Here is an 18149-nt window from a genome sequence, read left to right on the forward strand (position 1 = left end):
ACCTATAATCATAACAGATATAAAAAATCATGACCAAACTCATCGTTCAAATCCCATGCTTCAACGAGGCAGGCAGTTTGGCCCAAACTGTCGCTGACATCCCCCGTCAGATTGATGGTATCGATGAAGTAGAAGTTCTGATCATTGATGACGGCTCTACCGATGAAACGGTTGAGATAGCGAAGGCCTGCGGCGTCGACCACATATTGCGAAATAAGGGCAACAAAGGGTTGGCGCGTAGTTTTTCGTATGGGCTTCGGGCTTGCCTTGAACATGGCGCAGACATTGTCGTCAACACTGATGGTGACAATCAGTATCAAGGGGAATCAATCCGTGATCTGGTGCAACCGATCCTAAACAATCAAGCTGATATCGTTGTAGGCGACCGCGGCACCTCCGAGATCACACATTTTAGCCCGTTAAAAAAGCGTTTGCAAAAGCTCGGCAGCGCTGTCGTGCGTCGAATGTCCGGCCTGGATGTAAAAGACGCAGTTTCAGGCTTTCGTGCCTATTCCCGTGAGGCGGCCCTGCGCACCAACGTAGTTTCCAGCTTCAGTTACACGGTAGAGACCCTCATCCAAGCCGGAAACAGCGATCTGTGTGTGGTCTCTGTTCCCGTGGGCACGAACCCGCAGCTGCGCGAGTCGCGACTGGCAAAAAGTATGGGCAGCTTTATCCGTAAACAGGTGTTTACGATGCTGCGGTCTTACGCGATGCATCGGGCCCTACAGTTCTTTACGCTAATAAGCTTTGTTTTGATATGCTTCGGCTTGCTACCAATCGTTCGCTTCCTCGTTCTGTTCATGATGGGCGAGGGACAGGGAAACATTCAATCTCTCGTTCTGGGTGGCGTTCTGATCGTTCTGGGGGTAATCAATTTTGCGGTCGCGCTTCTGGCCGATGCGATTGCAGTTAATCGGCGGCTGCAGGAGCAGACATTGGAAACTATACGCCGTATGGAACTGGCTTCCGCACAGGTCTCACGCAAGCGATCGGACATGGAAGAATGACCGCCTCTCGTATAGCCAAGTCAGTTTATGTTTCAACCCTTCGAGGAGCGGGCAAAATTGCCCGCACTGCCGGGGTCTATAGCGCGCTTCAACGACGCCTTCCGGATCGACGCGCTCATTGGTGGCTGAGCCTTTTTGCCATTCACGATATTGATGCAATGGTTGATCTGGACGTGCCCTGGTGGAGTTATGGCGCCATCGACAAGGTCGACGCTTTTCTCGCCCAGCGAGACACCCCACGCGTTTTTGAATACGGCAGCGGTGCAAGCACAATCTGGGCCGCGCGGCGCGCTCATCATGTCACCAGTGTCGAACATGATGTCGATTGGCATCCTGTAATTTCCAACCGGCTGAGCGCGTTTTCCAACGTTGAATTGAGGCTGATTGAGCCCGATGCCAACTACAATCCAGAATACGGATCAAAAAAACCTGGAAATACTTCGCGCAGCTTCGAAAGTTATGTCACTGCAATCGAAGGCGCAGAAGGTCCATTCGACGTCATCATCATAGACGGACGCGCTCGGGTGGCTTGTTTGAGGCACGCGATAGCACACGTTGCACCTGGTGGCATGATCGTATTTGATAATTCCGGCAGACGGGAATATCGTCGCCCGATTGAAGCGGTGGAGGCACAGGTCAAGACCTACCGGGGGCGCGTTCCCTCACTGCCCTATCCCGATCAAACGACGCTGATCCAACCCACCCCTGTAGCAGAGAAATGACACTACCAATCAAGTTAGGGCGTGGACAGCGCCGCGCGCTACGCGTGATAGGCTGGGCCATTGTTGCCGTGACTTTGTACTATTTTACCGTCGCGGTTGCACAGCACTGGTCCCAAATTGCGGTATGGTCTCCTGGCTGGCAGGCGTGGGCAATCGTATTTGTGGCAATATTTTTTTATGCAACCGCTTTGCTGCTATTGGCCGAGCTTTGGCATGGACTGGTCCAGGGAACGCAAGACCAAACATTTTCACGTGCACTGACGTTTTCAACCTACTCCAAAACGCAGATCGCGAAATATCTACCGGGAAACGTGTTTCAATATTTGGGCCGACATGTCGTTATGGCTGACCATGGAGCAAATCAGGGTGGGTTGGCGCTCGCAAATATTCTTGAAATTTGCACTCTTATTCTGGTCGCGGGGCTTTTCGCTCTAATCGGATTTACATTTGGTGCAGCGCCCCACGCACTAGAATTATCTGAGGTCATTCCTATTCATTGGCTTGTACCGACAGCGATGGTTATTGCCATTTTCCTGATCATACTGATTACAAGAATGCTTGGTGCGCACCCCAACACGCCGTCGCGACAAAGGCTTATCTACGGATCGTTGCTTGCTTCCATCTTCTTCTTAGCCATGGGCTTTACTTTGTTGGTATTGGTTGGATTGGTTTCCGGTGACTATGACCCTGCCATCTTAGTCATTGCCGTGACGTCTTGGCTGTTAGGCTATGTCACTCCTGGCGCGCCTGGAGGGATCGGAATACGTGAGTTTGTTCTGCTCATCTTCTTACAGGCCTATATACCTGAGGCAGAAGCGCTGATTGCAATCGGGTTGTTCCGCGTGGTCACATCACTAGGTGATCTGGCATTTTTTATCGGCGGCGCTTTTCTGTGGCGTATCTCGCCAAGAGTAGAATGATCATTTGTTTGCCAAACTTGTAGCCCGACTGCACCTTTTAAATAGAGTAAACTATTGAGAAGTTGGCAATTTTAGGCTCATTGCGACCATCAAGAAGCGGAGATGCGATTAAATCCGGAAAGCGATAGCTGCGGCTGTTCGTCACTTAAATTCACCGCTGGTTTCTTGCTGTTCTGAACAAAAGCAAAAATACAAAAACCGAACCTATGGAAGTCGTGACAATCCCTACTGGCAACTCCTGTGGCGCCAGCAAAAGCCTGCTGAGAATATCCGAACCGGTCAATAACGCAGCGCCAACAATCGCGGCAGTAGGTACAAGGTGGCTGTGCAAAGGTCCCGCAATTCCGCGGGCTATGTGTGGCACCATTAGGCCAACAAATCCGATCACACCCGCCACTGAGACAAAAACTGCAGTTGCCAAAGCTGCCGTGAAAAACATGCTGAATCTCAATCCCTGAACAGGGACCCCAAGAGTTGCTGCGGTTAAATCCCCCGTAAGCAGCGCGTCCAACCAACGACTGCGATACAGCGAATACGTTAGGATCAGGATCAGCCCAACACAAACAAGGGGAAACGTCTCCCAGCGGGCCAGGCCCAATCCACCTAACATCCAGAAGATCACCGAGTGGGCAGCGCGGTTGTCACCCGCAAATATCAAGTAGTTGGTGATGGCTGAAAACAGGAATGAAACCGCCAATCCAGCCAGGATTAGTTTCTCTGGCGCACTTGTGCGCAAACCGTGAACCAGCGCCAATACAACGCCCGACGCGACGAGCCCTCCGCAGAAGGCGGCGAGCGGCAGTGTCCAAAAACCCAGCACATCTCCGGTTACGGTGATGACAAACACCGCACCTGCGGCGGCCCCCGAAGACAAGCCAAAGAGAAATGGGTCGGCAAGATCGTTGCGAGTCGTGGTTTGTAGGACGACGCCAACGATACCAAGTCCGGCGCCTATCACAGCGGCGAACAATGCACGGGGCAACCTGAGATCAAACACGATCCGGTGCATCGGAGACATCTCGCCGTCGTCGATACCCGTGCCACGCATAATAGCGGTAAATGTCTCAGACACCGGGATCGAGGTGGTTCCGTAAATCGTGGAAACCAGCACAAGGGCGGCCAAAATAGCCGCCCCCAGCAGAAGTGTTAGGCCAAATCGGCCCATATCAGTTGAGGCCCGGATGCATCGCTTGAGCCATTTTCGAGATTGCCTCAATATTTGCGGGGCCAGGTGTCAATTCTTCGTACCGCAAGCCGATCCAACGCTCATTCTTGACGGCATCTGTCTGCGACATCACCGGATGCTCTTGCAGGAATTTGAAGGTATCTGCTGCGCCGTTACCGGTCTGATAATCCAGCAGCACCAGGAATTCGGGGTTAGATGCGGCCACGGCTTCCCAGGAACTACGCCCCCAACTTGTATCCATGTCATGGGTGACATTCTCACCACCCGCCGCAGCGATCATAGCATCGGGAATGGCAAACTTCCCAGCAGTGAACGGTGCATCCGCCGGACCATCCAACAAGAAAACTCGAGGCTTCGGCAGCTCGGTCGTTTGCGCTTCGATCGCGGCCAATTCGTCTTTCCATTCACTCACTAGCGCCTCGGCCTTGTCCTCGACCTGCATAACTTTGCCAAGACGTAGAACATCGTCAAACAGCAGGTCCATGCTGGACTCGGGGCGATCCTTGTCCAAATGCACACAGCTTTCGGTCAGGATCATGGTTTTGATCCCGAAGGGTTCCAATGTGTCTGGTGTCACATCCCCACCCGGTTTCATTCCATAATACCAACCCGCGAAAAACAAATCTGGGTCCGCTGCGACGAGGTTCTCAACAGTGGGGTATTTCGGCGCGAGCTCCGGAATGTCACCCCGCAAGGTATCGAATTCCGGGCTGGTCTTGTACCAGCCGGTGATCCCGGTGAGGCCGACGATCTTGTCCTGTAGCCCCAAAGCAAAAGCCATATCCGTCATGTTCATATCATGCACGACCAACCGTTCCGGCAACGTCTCAAACACAAGGGGTTCGCCGCAATTGTCCACGGTGACTTCCTGCGCTGCAGCGCTGCTTGCAATGGCAGTGACCAAAGCCACGGACCAGATGTGTTTCATCAATATTCTCCTGAGTTTATGTAGAAACAGTGGTTCTTCGGATATCAAGAGCCGGTATCACGCGACCCTCATGGTGAAAGCACAGATAATCCACGCCAAAGGTTTCACGGACCCGTTCAGGCGTCAGAACTTCGGCGACCGTGCCAAATCCGGTCAGGCGCGTGGATTTCATCAAAGCAACATGTGTGGCGAATTCAGGGATCATGACCAAATCGTGCACGATCATTACCACTGTGACCCCAAGATCAGCGACTAGCGACAACATCCGCCCCTTTGCGTCCGGATCCAAATGATTTGTGGGTTCATCGAGAAACAGCAACGAGGGATTTTGTGCCAAGGCGCGAGCAATATGAGCCCGCTGACGCTCACCCCCAGAAAGCTGAGCCATCCGCTTGTCCGCCAACATGCCTAAATGGGTGAGGTCTAATATCCGGTTCAGTTCGCGCGCATGATCTTCGGCCGAGCGATCTGCGCGTATGGGGATCTGACCCAATGCCACATAATCACGCAGTGACAGGCGCCCGTCAGGAAATTCCTGCTGGCTGACAACGGCTATCATGCGGGCGCGTTCTTTTGCGGATAGGTGCTTGAGGCTTTGTCCATTCATACGCACATCCCCCAATGCCAGTGCCTCGGCACCACAGAGTAGATTCAAAAGCGTTGTTTTACCTGCCCCGTTCGGACCAGCGATCGCAAGAATAGCGCCCTCGCCCAAGGCGAACGACACGCCTTGCAACAAGATATCTCCGTTAAGCGCGTAATATTCCAGATTTTCGGCAATCAGAAAGCTTTGCTTGGTCATAGCGCTTCCTCAAACTCAATACGCGGCAGGCGTGAGAGAGTTTTTGTGAACAATGCCCTTGGCCGATCAGTGGCATTTGTCCAACCATCGCCAGTGCGCAGATACTGATGGGCAAATTCAACGATCGCGTCCAAATCTTCATCTGTAGAAATGTCACCAAATAGATATTGTGCTTTGCCACGGGCCTGAAAGCCGATGGTGATTGGCCTTTCACAACCCGCCATACAATTCACAGAGCGGATCACAAATTCCCTCGGCAATCTATGCTTCAACGCCTGGGGTACTTTGTCTGCACTTTCGCCACTTCTGCAGCTCACGCAGACAAGAAGGATATGATCAACACTGTTCGTCATCTCGCCACCGTTTATTGCGCAATTAAAGCTTTTGCAATGTTATTTCGTAACACTTTGATTATTCTGAACACCGCGTTGGGCACCCCGCGTCGGCGGTTAACGTTGTCGACAATGTATTGATCAGCGATTTTCGCATTTCTCACTCCGCTTGTTTCCAAGCGCAGACGGAAGCTGCCAGTCGTGCACACACGTGTAAAACGTGTCATCAATACCTCCTTCCAGGACACCCCGCCCCGGGTTGGTTGAACAAATGATGGCAGGTCTCCTGACTTGCGGGTCCGCGCTTGGCCAACCTTCCCGACCCTTGGGGTCAGTGGCTATTTGGCATAGCTCACCGCTTACAGTTGCGGGGGCAGTTACGGAATTGGCGCCGCGTGGCATTCCTCACCGTATTCCCTTTTCATCCCTCTGACGTATCGTTGGGAACCATCTGCTGCCTGAGTGCCCGAGATCAAGAAATGCGTCAATAACTTTCTGTAAGCTTAAGTCTTCGAAGGTAAGCCAACGCAACGCTAGCGAATACGGCGCCAACCGCGTCCGTTTCGAAGTCGTAGATCAATTGATCCCACCCTACCAATTATTGACCGGTATACTTCATTCTGACGCGAAAACGGCTGTTTGAGATCGAAAGGAATGAGGCAATAAGGCTGCCATAAGTCACTTCATTTGAAAGAAAAACCAAAAAGGGTTAATCTGCGGGCATTTAGAAGGGGTTGGCTGTCAGATATATTTGTAGAGGTTAATTATTGCCTGGGCTTGCTCGGGAAAGGGGGTTCGTTGACACATTATTTGCCAAACACTTCACCTGAAGACGTGGTTGACGATATCATCGACCAGAATTTTGAAGCGATCGCGAAGTGGAAAGGTCGAAGGTTAAGAGCGCAACATGGGCGCAGCCATGGGTGTGTCAAAGCCACTTTCACAATCCGGGACGATCTGCCGGAAAGGTTGCGCCATGGCCTTTTCGAAAAGGCAGCAAGTTATTCTGCAGCAGTTCGCTTTTCCAACGGTGCGCATCTGGACGATCGTAAAACCGATGCCCATGGAATGGCGGTCAAACTATTTGATGTGCCGGGCACCAAACTGATCGACGCCGAGGCACTTTCACAACTCAACATCTCGCAAATCAGCGATGAGTTCGACTTTGTTCTTGTCGATCGGGACACTTTTCCCAGCTACCTTTCCGACGATTATGAACGGCTAAGCAGCCTGATCGCCACGCTGCAAGCCCTCCAGCACGCGGCAAATAAGCGTCGCAGCTGGTCATTGAAGCTGATCGCTCGAGGGTTCGTGGCCCTGTTTCGCGCATTTGCCACACAAAAAGGCAGGCGACATCTTCAGACTGCGAGCGATTTTGCCTCGAACTACATGCAGTCGCCATTCGAGTCGCATTTCTGGTCAACGACGCCCTATCGGCTGGGGGCTGACCTGACAGTACGATACCTCGCCCGCAGCGTTCGACATAAGGTAGCAACCAAACCGGTGGACGAGCATGACGGCATCAGCCTGAAACTCCGTCAGGACGTCGCCAGTGACAGCAATCGATTTGAGTTCTGTATAATCGAACCACCGCGAAACGATAGCGACTTCGATCCGCTCGATAACCGCGTCAGATGGGCCTGCGATCCACAGCCGGACGCACCACTCGACCCGTTTCATCGAACGGTTACACCCATCGCAGATATTATCATCGAAAAAGATGCAGAATTCGATCCGCTCGATGGTGATACCCTGTCATTTTCGCCATGGCGTGTGACCGCCGAGCACAAACCTCTGGGCCCGATCAACGCAATCCGGCTTAAGACTTACCTCAGCCTCGCCCGCGCCCGTTTTCCAAACCGATGATCAATTGGAGCCATTTAGATGCTGAATATTGATGATCTTATCAATCTTGGGTTCAAGATCGCACCACGCACGACAAGCTATATCTCAGCCATGAGGCTTGCGAATGCAGCACGGGTGCACCGGCCACGGCCCTATACATTGGGTGCGGACTATACCAGCTGGCCAGGCGTCTATTCCAACCGCTGGATTGGCCGTCACACAACGCCCGAAGATCCTTCGCCGATCCTGCCATCGGAAAGTGAAGTGGCCGACTTGTTTCGCCGCAGAACTCAGATAGATGGCAGCCCGCTTACCTTGTTGTGCCCGCAAGGCACGACCGTTCTTTTCATCTCGGTCGCGCAATGGTTCACCGACAGCTTTCTGCGGACCTTCGGGCCAACCGGACCGTTTGATCAGACTGATTCAAACCACGAAGTCGATTTATGCCAGATCTACGGATTGAACGATTTTCAAACTGATATGCTGCGCGAAAGAGACCCCGAATCAGGCGAAATGACCCACCGACTGGCGTTTCGGATGGACGACAATGGCGAGATGTGGCCGCCGAAGCTGTTCCAGAAAGATCAATCCGGTGGAGTTAAGCTGGCCCCGCCATTTGATGGCAGTCTCGCCGAGGGTGATAATGCGGCGCGGCCCCTGCATGATCCGTGCAAGCTGCGCAACTCCTTGAAACGCGCACATCCCGAGCTGACGTGCCAACAAGTCGATCAAAGGCTGCTTGATTTTCACGCAACCGGCCTGGACAACGGCAACGGCACGATCGGCTATAGTGCCATCAACACATTGATGATGCGCGCGCACAATACATTTGCCGATCTTCTCTGGCGCGAGAAACGCGGCACTGACGGTTGGGATAAAGAGCGCGTGTTCCAAACCACGCGATGCACTCTGATCGCGCTGCTGATCAAGCTGGTGATTGAGGACTATATCAGCCACGTGGCGAACATGCCTTTTCATCTGCCGGTCGGCGTCAACCGCTGGCAGCGTTGGCATCATTCAAACCAAATCGCGATTGAATTTAACTTGCTGTACCGATGGCATTCAATGATCCCCGAGCGTTTCATCATCGACGGCGCTCAGGTCGAGCCGACTGGATTCCGGTTCAACCCTCGCCTCGTCGAACAAACGGGACTTGAGGAAATGATCCGCTCTCTCTCGCGCCAACCCGCAGCCAGGATATCGCTGCGCAATACACCTGATTTTCTGTTCGAAAGGCCTGCAAAAGGTGTGCCCTCACCGGTCGAAGCAACGATTGCCCTTACACGCAAAGCACGACTTCCCTCGCTGAACGCCTATCGTCATCATTTTAAACGTCGAGTACACTCGAGCATCGCGGATCTTGTGGGGGATCAGCCCTTCGCCGACGAGCTAATCGCCGACCTGAGCAGAATGTATTGCAATGTTGACCGGATCGAGTTGTTTCCGGGCTTGTTCGCCGAGCAGCACAAGGGGACCGTCATTATGGGTGACTTGATGACGTCAATGGTGGGGTATGACGCGATCACGCAACTCATGAACAACCCAATGGTCTCAAAGAACCTGTACTCGGCCAAGACCTTTTCGCAAACGGGTCATCGGCTGCTGCTAAAAACCTCTTCATTTGCGCAGGTCGCTGAATTTGTTGGTCTGAACCTTGCCCCGGATGACTGTGCATTGGGCCGAAGGCGCTAGGCCGAAACCCCGGCATCATTCAGCTTGGCAAGACGTGCAGCAATCTCAGGGTCAACTGGTCGCAGACGGGCCAGATCTTCTAATGCTCGTTTCTCATACAGAGCAGCTCCCTGATCACGGGCCACCTGTATCGCCGTTCGGCACGCGGCCTCGGCCTCATCAGAAGCGTCTTCCTGCTTTGCCAGCAGCGCAGCTCTGATCCGGTTTAGCTCGGCTTCGTAATTCCGCTCTCCGGTTTGATCCGCAAATCTTAAACCAGCATCAACTGCTTCCAGACCTTGTGGGATTTGACCAAGCGCGAGAAAGCCACGCGCAAGTTCAGTATGGACAAGAACACCTGCCGCCTTGGCTCCAGTTGCATGCATTTTTTCCCAGGCCGATTGCAGCAAGGCGACGCCCTTTGCCGGTTCGCCCGTACGTATCGACGCACCCGCGAGATGCGCGGTTGCAACCGCGTTGTAATATGGGCCAACACTGTCTCGCACGATCTTTGCAAAAGTCTTTGCCATATGCGGATAATCCGGATGATCGGTCTGCATGTAGATCTCGGTCTGCCAATGCATCGCGTTTGCCACCGTCAGCGACTGCCCCAATGCCCCTGCAGCATCAACCGCACTTTTGGCGCGAGCCAAAGCACGTTCAGTATTCCCCAGGAAACTGTCGACCAAGGCAGCCATGCTCTCGATCTGTAACATCGCCGCGACATCCGGATCGTTTCCTGCCTCAACAGCGTGTGCTTCGGCGTGCAAAGCTGCTTTTTCCAGCGCAGTCGCCGCAGCTATGAACTGTCCACGCGGTGCAAGCGCTGATCCACGTATGTAATTGCCGACCATGCACGTATGGTGATCATCATGGGCATCGATCATCGCCTGTCCCCAATGCTCGGCCTTGCGATAATCCCCTTTGACCATCGCAGCGGTAAAGAGACCCCTACCGGCGCGCACCAAAGTGCGGCGATCTCCGAGTTTCTTGGAAAGCTCAAAGCTACGGTCGAACGCTGAAATTGCAGAATCCGCACCATATCCGATCCGGACGCGTTCGGCGGCTGCAAGTAGAAACTGCAAGGAAAGTTCTGCCTCTTCACGATGTTCGGCAGGCAGTTTCTGCAGCAATCGCAATCCGTTTCTAACTTGCTGCGCACCTTCTTGATTGGCATGGCGACGCAGGTTTATGCGAGCGGCTTCGATCCAGGCAGCCACGGCTTTGTCGGGCGCACCTGCCAACTCCCAGTGACGTGCAATCTGTTCCGGTTTGCGGGCCGCCTCAGGCTGTGCGTTCAGTGCTTCGGCTGCGCGTCGATGTAAATGCGCCCGCCGATCTCGTACGAGGCTTTGATAGGCCGCTTCGCGGACAAGTTCGTGCCTGAACCGCCAGGCCCCGCTCGCATTTTTCCCTGTACCGGGTAAGTGTTGCAGTAAACCTGTTGATGCTAACTGGCGTATTGCCTCATCAGCTTCGGCTTCTGAGATGCCGCTGATATGCGCCATCATAGGTACGCCAAATGTACTACCTATGACTGCCGCCTCGACAGCTGTACGGCGAAATTCACCCACTTCGTCTATTTGCTGCGCCAATAGGTCGTGAAGTGTCGCGGGAATGACCCCCAGTCCACGTTGGGGTGAAGCTGCCATAGCAGTCGCGCATTCTTTGATGAAAAGAGGAATGCCGTTCCCACGGGTCACGATCTGCGCCATGGTTTCATCACTAAGCTGCGCATTTGATGCGGCACCGGCCAAAACCGCAGCGGTGTCATCATCCAGCGGTGATAGTGCAGTTATCTGCAGCGAAGGGATGCTTTCTTCCATAGCCCGCGTGACAGGATTTCGCCCGGCCAACAATAGCAGAACAGGTAATTTGCTAAGATGCTCTGCCACAGCTTGAAGAACCGAAAGGGTCGACGGATCTGCCCATTGCAAATCCTCGACCACGACAAGCACCGGCCCTTCGCGGCTTAACCCTTCAAAGACACGACGGAATATCGTAACGATTTCGGCGCGCAGCGCCTCTTCGCTGGCGGGTCCATGATCGCCGGGTCCTGGCGCGAGAACAAAAAACAAGGTGCCCAATTGGCCGTCATCCAGAATATAGCCCAGATGTTCCGTCATTCGGTTTCGTCGGATCGCGATGTCGTCGCTGTCGAGAATTCCGCACCAGCGTTCAATTTGTGAGATGAATGGAAAAAAGGGTGAGCTCACATGAAAAGGACTGCAATGATACGTCACCCAGGCCTGGGGGCCCACCGACGTACGCAGATCCCGGATCAAGTGGGATTTTCCAATTCCTGCTTCACCCTGCAGATAAATTACCCTTCCTTTGCCGGTTTTCACGTCAGACCAAGCCGCATGAAGTTGCGCTCTCTCAGTGTCCCGCCCGATCAAAGGTATCCGGTCTTTATCCAATACCTGAATTCGGGTCTCACCTGCCAAGCGATACACTGGAACGGGCCGATCAAATCCTGCAAGGCTCTTTGCACCCAGGCCATCGAACTCAAGCTGCTCGCCCCCCAGTGCGCGGGTCGCAGCGGATATCAGCGTCCCACCGGGTTCAGCAAGGGCCTGTAACCGCGCAGCAAGATTCAGCGTAGATCCAAAGATCGCATCCGGCTGGATGTTGCTCCCGAGTGCAATATCCCCGACCAGCACGACGCCAGAAGCGATTCCGATGCGGCACTTCAATTCGGTCGGGCCAGACAACTCGGCCAGATCAGAATGTATGCGCAAAGCCGAGCGCATGGCCCTTTCGGCATTGTTTTCACAGGAAGAAGGCCACCCAAAGACCACCAAAACTCCGTCACCGACGATCTGAAGCACGCTGCCTCCAAAGGCATTGGTGGCATGTTCGACCAATTTCTGATAGCGCAGCGTGGTCGATAGCAAATCCTCGGGATCAAGGGTCTGGGCAAGAACAGTTGATCCGACAAGATCCACCATCATGACTGTGAGATGGCGATGCTCCATCGCGCCAAGATCAGTATCAGGACCAGCCGGGTGTAGTACCATCAGCTCACACCGTTTTCAGACATCGCATGACTATGCGAATGTTTGCTCACAATTGAACTAATACTGAACAATGAGAACATGCCCCCCTCGCAAAGCCTCATATAAACCTGCACTCGCCATCGCAGTCTGGCGACATGTAAGCTGCGATCACAGCCTATATGATGCAAGGCTATCTGGCTATGTCCAGCGTTACTCAGGTGCAGACTGCCTTCCCGTGCGAAACTTCATTGGTCCAATTTCACCAATCACTACACAAAAATTGCCCTAAACTCCCGTGGTCTGGTCAAACAAATCGGGGGTGGTAGTGTTTCCTCAAAATTAGGCATCTACCATTCTGGAAGAATTGATGCGATTGCAGCATTGAAAACCTCAATGGCGGTATTGTGAGACGCGGCGTGCACCGTCGTTTAACGCAGGTGGGACGATAAGAATGACAATTGATAAGCTACTTCCGGTCGGGCTGGATTCTGAAACAGGTTTTTGGCTGGACACGCCAGAGCACCAGAACTGGTTGATGGAACAGGCTCGTCATCAGCTTGAATTTTTCAGTGCAAGCTGCCGAAATGGGCCTGGTTTCTTTCTGCTTGATCATGACGGCACCCCCCTGCCTGGCGAGGTGCAGGAACTGCACACGACCACCAGAAAGATCCATTCTTATGCCTTGGGGCATCTCTTCGGATTTAAGGGTGCTGAAAAGATAGTTGACCACGGTATGGCATATCTTGAGCGCTATCACCGAGACGCGGAATTTGGTGGATTTTTCTGGGCGCTGGAAGGTGACCGCGTCGTTGATGATCGCAAACTGGCTTACGGGCACGTCTTTGTTCTTCTTGCGGCGGCGAGCGCAAAGCAGGCAGGTCATCCGGGCGCGGACAGGCTCATGACTTACGCTCGAAAGGTTCTGGATACACATTTTTGGGACGAAGAAGCGGGACTGTTTTGCGACGAATGGAACAGAGATTGGACGCCGTTCTCCGACTATCGCGGGATGAATGCAAATATGCATGGTGTCGAAGCCCTGCTTGCCGCGTTTGAAGCAACGGGGGACAAGGTGTATCTATCCCGTGCAGGCAGCATTCTGGATTTCTTTGTCGGCAAAGTCGCACCCAAAGAAAACTGGCGATTGCCAGAACACTACACGAGCGACTGGCAGATTGATCGCGCATATGCGGGCAATCCGATGTTTAGGCCAGCCGGTACAACTCCGGGACATTCGTTTGAATTGGGACGATTGCAACTGCAATATTGGGATCTGTCGGGTCGCCCGAACACCGACGCACCGCATTCTGCGCGTCAGTTGATTGAACAGGCCCTGCGTGATGCCTGGCTTCCCGGCGGAGGCATCGCTTATACGTTGGACTTTGATGGACAAGTTTCAAACGAGAACCGGTTCTGGTGGCCTGTAACCGAAGCGATCAGTGCCGTCGCTGCATTGATCAGAATTGACAGAAAAGCAGAAGATGAGCGCTGGTACAGAACTCTCTGGGGTTATGCGAATGAACGATTTGTGGATCATCAGAATGGCGGTTGGTTTCCGGCTGTGGACGAAAACGGCAAGGTCGTAACATCCATCTTTAACGGGAAACCAGACATCTATCATTCACTACAGGCCTGCCTGTTTCCGCGTTCAGGTCGCCTATCGAGAATGCTGCCGTTTTTACCTGCCAATCCCTGTCATTCAAAAGCGTGCAGAAGCCCTTCAATTGAAGAATCGGGGGAAATCTGGTAGTGTAGCCATATTCAACATCATCTGACGACCTGCCAATTCGGATACGTTTCCAAACGAACGGATAGGAGAGATGAATGGCAAATCAAGCTAGCAAAAAGCACAGTACCCGCAAAGGAAATGTCGAGGTTCGACCGCAACCGTCTGCCCATTCCGCTTTAGGTGAAAGGGCACAAGCATCGGGCCTGATGACACCCCAAACTCTTAGTGAACGTGACGAGAAGGTTTCAAAGGTTCGCCGGAAGGGTGGTCCGCCATTAGAGGAAGACAACTCTGCCAGTTCTGCAAGCGAGGCAGACCCAACAGAATTGGATTACTGACACATTTTGACATTACTATTACGGAGGCTGCCATGCCCTCGACCCATCAGCCAAGGATATTCAACACAGTAAATCTAACAGATTTTGATACAAACGGGCAAACGTCGACAGTCGGCGAGCCCACGGTCTCAAACAACGGAAATCAGATACTGGCCACTGGAAACTGGTACGCCAGCCGGTCTTTGGATGGTGGCCAAAGCTGGTCGCATATGAGCCCTTTCACCTTGTTTCCGCCAGCAGATGGCGGTTTTTGCTGCGATCAGACCACCATCTACGACCCAAGCCGGGATTTATTGATCTGGCTGCTTCAATATATCGAACAGAACGGGACCAACACATTACGTGTTGCGGTCAAGCAAGGCCGCACACTTGGAAATGACAACTGGAACCTCTGGGATTTCACACCGGCGGGAATTGACCCATCGTGGAACGGCGAATGGTTTGACTACAACCATGTCTCTCTTTCAGAAAACTACCTGTATGCGGGAACCAACGTGTTCTCGGCCAGCAGCAACCTTTTTAGGAGGTGCGTCATATTGCGAATATCGCTGGACGAACTTGCAGCTGCCGCTGGATTATCTTTTGACATATTCGAAACGCAGCACAATTTCTCACTACGTTGTGTTCAGGGCGCGCGCGGTTCGATGTACTTCGCCAGCCACAATTCGAACTCGCAAATCCGCGTGTTCAGGTGGCCAGAGAACTCACCGGACGTTGATGAATTCGACATCGATGTCACCCCGTGGTTTGCGGGCAGCTATTCCGCGCCTACGGTTGGAGGCGGCGACTGGATGTCCAGGACCGATCCACGCATAATGACCGGTTGGTTAGGGCGAGGCGCGCTGGGGTTCATGTGGACAGCCAACCAACAAGCCAACAGGCCAAACCCATTTGTCCGGACCGTTCGCATCGACGAAGCCACAATGTCCCTGATCGACGAGCCTGACATCTGGAATGATCAGATCGCGTTTTCCTACCCCTCGACAGCCGTAAATCGGTTCGGCGACGTCGGGCTGTCGATTTTCGCCGGTGGGGGCAATCTGCATCCAAGTCATGTCATTGGTACCTATGACGATATAGATGGAGTTTGGCGCTTGTCCCTCGCGCGGCAAGGAACGCATACGCCGTCCTTGGGCAAATGGGGAGACTACACGAACTGTGCCGAGATTGCAGATGACGGATTTACCTGGCTTGCCGCTGGCTACACGCTGCAAGGTGGGAGCACGCAAAGCGACATCGAACCAACAATGACTTGGTTCTCACAGCAGCGCTATGACGCGCCTCGACGTCATCCTCCTGCAATAGTCTAACCAACTAGATTAGTTTCAAAAGATTGGATCATACCATGCATACAGCGATGAAATCACAAGGAATAAAGTCTTTTTTGCGCCAAGAAGGACCGTGGTTGTTGAGTGCATTCGTCATAGCCGACTTATTTTATAAATGGGGCTCATTTGCATTGGAATGTGTTGGCTTTTTACTGACATGGTACGCCCTAAGCTGGATCTCGAGCCTGCTTGTGCGGGTCTTCACGGGTGAAAACTCCGCTCTCGGCGATTAAACTTACCGAACTCCTACACACAGACTTCTCGGGATCAGCTTGGGCTTCATTTCAAACAAGCCTTCACGTACCCTGCAACTCAGTCACGACGTTGGATAACAGCTCAATTCCTTGCGGGATTAACCCCGGTTGGATTGATGAGACACCAACTCGGAAATGATGCTTCCCTTCCGCTGCCTTCGAGAAACACGGTCCAATCGGCTCTACGATTACGCCCCGTCTGAGTGCTGCATCACAAATTGTCTTAGCCTCGAGTTTTTCATCGGGATCGGCTAGAACGAAAACAGTACCACCGAATTCACCTGCTCTCAGAAAGCTGGGTAATCGCTCACGAATCATCGAGTCTGCCAAATGCCAGCGTTGTTCATAGTTCTGCCGCACCCGGCGTAGTAAACCGTCGTAATATCCTAACCTGATGAACGCGGCGGCAGTATGTTGCAGTATCATGGGTGGGTGGCGCATCATCATGCCCCGGCAATCTCGCGCTGCATCGATAAACTCAGGCGCGGCTGCCAGATACCCCAGTCGCAAACCTGGCGAGAGCCCCTTGGACAAGCTGCCCAGATAGATCAGGCGGTCGGTATCATCCAGGCTCCGCAGCGGCAGAAGCGGTGAATGACGATAGTCCACGTCGCATTCGTAGTCATCTTCGACGATGTAAAAGTCATAATCTTCAGCAGCTTGCAACAGTGCGCGCCGACGACGTTCAGACAACGTGACTGTGGTTGGGTGTTGACGGTTCGGCGTGATGAACACCAGATCCGCACCGCGCAGGCGCTCGTCAACAATGAGACCTTCCTCATCCACGGGTTGAAAGCTTACCTTACCGAAATTGGCCTGAAGAATCTTGCGAGCATCCGGATAACCCGGATCTTCCATTACCGCAGTACGTTCACGCCCGCCAAAGAGCAGGCTGGTAATAAAAAGCCCATTCTGTGAACCCAATGTAATCAGTATCGATTCACTGGGCTCGAAAATTCCCCGCCGTGGCAAAATGCGTTGCCTGACCTGTTCGACAAGCTCTAGGCTGTCATCATAAAGTCCATCTGCAGACCAGATCTTGAGGTCTTTTCGGTTCATTGCCAGCCGGGTGCACTCACGCCAATCCGCAACTGGAAACACACCATCATCGATCTGATTACACACAAAAGGATAGGCATATTTATACCAGTCTATTGGGCGCGGGATTGTCTCAATCTCTTCAGTACGGCGCAGTTTGTTCAGTTTGTGGCTAATTGATGTAGCGGGCCTGGTATTCGACCGGCCAATCGCATCACTGTCCGTTCGTATCCCGCGGTCAGAACACACAAAATAGCCAGACCGAGGCCGTGCCTCGATCAGTTGTTCTTCCTCAAGCTTACGATAGGCTGCGACAACCGTATTAATAGAAACATCTAAATCCCGCGCCAGCACGCGGCACGAGGCAAGTTTCAGCCCGGAAGGCATCAATCCTTCAAATATGAGTCGCGATATCTGCGAGACGATCTGGTCGCGCAATCCGCTGGACTGAGATTTATCAATACTCAATCGTTGTGTCATATCCTACAGGGCCCCAGTCAACGTTTCCGCCGCGCGACTTGCAAACTGTATCCTTGTTTTCAAGTGTTCCTTGCGAAAGGCAAAAGGCAAGTTATGCCCATTCGTCTCTCCGGAATTGCAGTCGGAAACAGGTGATCTGATTACGAGTCGATTGATGATAACTCAAAAAGAAACTTCCACCAACTTCATGTAATAAAAGCGCTTCTACCAAAACGTAACTTCAATAAGTGTCCGGTAGGTGGGTATGTTCACCCGCCATCAGTATGCGGTCAGATACAAATTATGGCGATCATCGAACGCCTCGCGCGATACAATCTGTACCCATTATTACAAGCAACTGTATCTTTCTCAGCGGTACTCCATCGCGTTTGCTGTAGCGATCCGGAAGGCTCCACACTGAAACTGGGAGTAGTTCGGATCGTTCGATGCGATAAGGGAGGGAGACCGTTCGCATGGTTTTGCATGAGTGGAATACGCGTCAACACTCTGAGATGAGCTTCAGCCAACGACTGTATGGTATACGTCTGAGTTAGTTACCTTTGAACTTTGCCGCCAGAGACAGAGAAC

The 18149-nt window shown here is 52.9% G+C and carries 15 protein-coding genes and 1 riboswitch; of the genes, 8 read left to right on the top strand and 7 right to left on the bottom strand.

What is annotated here, in order from left to right; translation table 11 throughout:
• Positions 1-29 precede the first annotated feature (29 nt).
• The 3 genes from ACR0JR_RS06370 to ACR0JR_RS06380 are packed head-to-tail and all read left to right on the top strand — an operon-like array spanning position 30 to position 2652.
• Positions 30-1010 (top strand): glycosyltransferase family 2 protein, encoded by a 981-nt coding sequence (locus tag ACR0JR_RS06370; protein WP_480455469.1) that lies wholly within the window; start codon positions 30-32, stop codon positions 1008-1010.
• Positions 1007-1732: a class I SAM-dependent methyltransferase gene (locus tag ACR0JR_RS06375; protein ID WP_480455471.1), complete on the top strand. Its 726-nt coding sequence runs from the start codon at positions 1007-1009 to the stop codon at positions 1730-1732. Before ACR0JR_RS06370 ends, ACR0JR_RS06375 begins: the two co-directional genes overlap by 4 nt.
• Positions 1729-2652, top strand: coding sequence for a hypothetical protein (locus ACR0JR_RS06380; RefSeq protein WP_480455472.1), 924 nt, complete (start codon positions 1729-1731; stop codon positions 2650-2652). Before ACR0JR_RS06375 ends, ACR0JR_RS06380 begins: the two co-directional genes overlap by 4 nt.
• A gap of 151 nt (positions 2653-2803) precedes the next feature.
• On the opposite strand, the gene ACR0JR_RS06385 is transcribed toward ACR0JR_RS06380, so the two are convergent.
• From ACR0JR_RS06385 to ACR0JR_RS06405, 5 genes are read right to left on the bottom strand one after another with little or no spacing between them, the layout of a single operon-like run.
• Positions 2804-3817: a FecCD family ABC transporter permease gene (locus ACR0JR_RS06385; protein WP_010441617.1), complete on the bottom strand. Its 1014-nt coding sequence runs from the start codon at positions 3815-3817 to the stop codon at positions 2804-2806.
• 1 nt (position 3818) lies between these two features.
• Positions 3819-4766, bottom strand: a complete 948-nt coding sequence (locus ACR0JR_RS06390) for an ABC transporter substrate-binding protein (RefSeq protein WP_170543947.1) — start codon at positions 4764-4766, stop codon at positions 3819-3821.
• Between the two features lie 16 nt (positions 4767-4782).
• Complete coding sequence (locus ACR0JR_RS06395) at positions 4783-5568, bottom strand: ABC transporter ATP-binding protein (protein WP_170780528.1); 786 nt, start codon at positions 5566-5568, stop codon at positions 4783-4785.
• Positions 5565-5921, bottom strand: a complete 357-nt coding sequence (locus tag ACR0JR_RS06400; RefSeq protein WP_170780529.1) for a DUF1636 domain-containing protein — start codon at positions 5919-5921, stop codon at positions 5565-5567. The genes ACR0JR_RS06395 and ACR0JR_RS06400 overlap by 4 nt, the downstream gene beginning before the upstream one ends.
• Before the next feature lie 11 nt (positions 5922-5932).
• Positions 5933-6127, bottom strand: coding sequence for a hypothetical protein (locus tag ACR0JR_RS06405; protein ID WP_480455473.1), 195 nt, complete (start codon positions 6125-6127; stop codon positions 5933-5935).
• Between the two features lie 32 nt (positions 6128-6159).
• A riboswitch (cobalamin riboswitch) is annotated at positions 6160-6367 on the bottom strand.
• A 331-nt stretch (positions 6368-6698) separates the two neighbouring features.
• On the opposite strand from ACR0JR_RS06405, the gene ACR0JR_RS06410 reads away from it, so the two are divergent.
• Both ACR0JR_RS06410 and ACR0JR_RS06415 read left to right on the top strand, forming a co-directional pair.
• Positions 6699-7766, top strand: coding sequence for a catalase family protein (locus ACR0JR_RS06410; RefSeq protein WP_480455474.1), 1068 nt, complete (start codon positions 6699-6701; stop codon positions 7764-7766).
• 18 nt (positions 7767-7784) lie between these two features.
• Complete coding sequence (locus ACR0JR_RS06415; protein ID WP_480455475.1) at positions 7785-9437, top strand: peroxidase family protein; 1653 nt, start codon at positions 7785-7787, stop codon at positions 9435-9437.
• Here ACR0JR_RS06415 and ACR0JR_RS06420 read toward each other — a convergent pair.
• Positions 9434-12436 (bottom strand): ATP-binding protein, encoded by a 3003-nt coding sequence (locus ACR0JR_RS06420; protein WP_480455476.1) that lies wholly within the window; start codon positions 12434-12436, stop codon positions 9434-9436. The genes ACR0JR_RS06415 and ACR0JR_RS06420 overlap by 4 nt on opposite strands.
• A gap of 430 nt (positions 12437-12866) precedes the next feature.
• On the opposite strand from ACR0JR_RS06420, the gene ACR0JR_RS06425 reads away from it, so the two are divergent.
• From ACR0JR_RS06425 to ACR0JR_RS06435, 3 genes are all read left to right on the top strand, one after another.
• Complete coding sequence (locus ACR0JR_RS06425) at positions 12867-14165, top strand: AGE family epimerase/isomerase (protein ID WP_480455477.1); 1299 nt, start codon at positions 12867-12869, stop codon at positions 14163-14165.
• Positions 14166-14239: 74 nt separating this feature from the next.
• A complete protein-coding gene (locus ACR0JR_RS06430; RefSeq protein WP_480455478.1) occupies positions 14240-14482 on the top strand; it encodes a hypothetical protein in 243 nt (80 codons plus the stop codon).
• A 32-nt stretch (positions 14483-14514) separates the two neighbouring features.
• Positions 14515-15792 carry a hypothetical protein gene (locus ACR0JR_RS06435; protein WP_480455479.1) on the top strand — a complete coding sequence of 426 codons (1278 nt, stop codon included), beginning with the start codon at positions 14515-14517 and terminating at the stop codon, positions 15790-15792.
• Between the two features lie 314 nt (positions 15793-16106).
• Here the strand turns inward: ACR0JR_RS06435 and ACR0JR_RS06440 are convergent, their stop codons facing one another.
• On the bottom strand, positions 16107-17570 hold the full coding sequence (locus ACR0JR_RS06440) for an aminotransferase-like domain-containing protein (RefSeq protein WP_480455481.1): 1464 nt from the start codon (positions 17568-17570) through the stop codon (positions 16107-16109).
• Positions 17571-18149 lie beyond the last annotated feature (579 nt).

The sequence above is a fragment of the Ruegeria sp. AA3 genome (assembly GCF_056542905.1).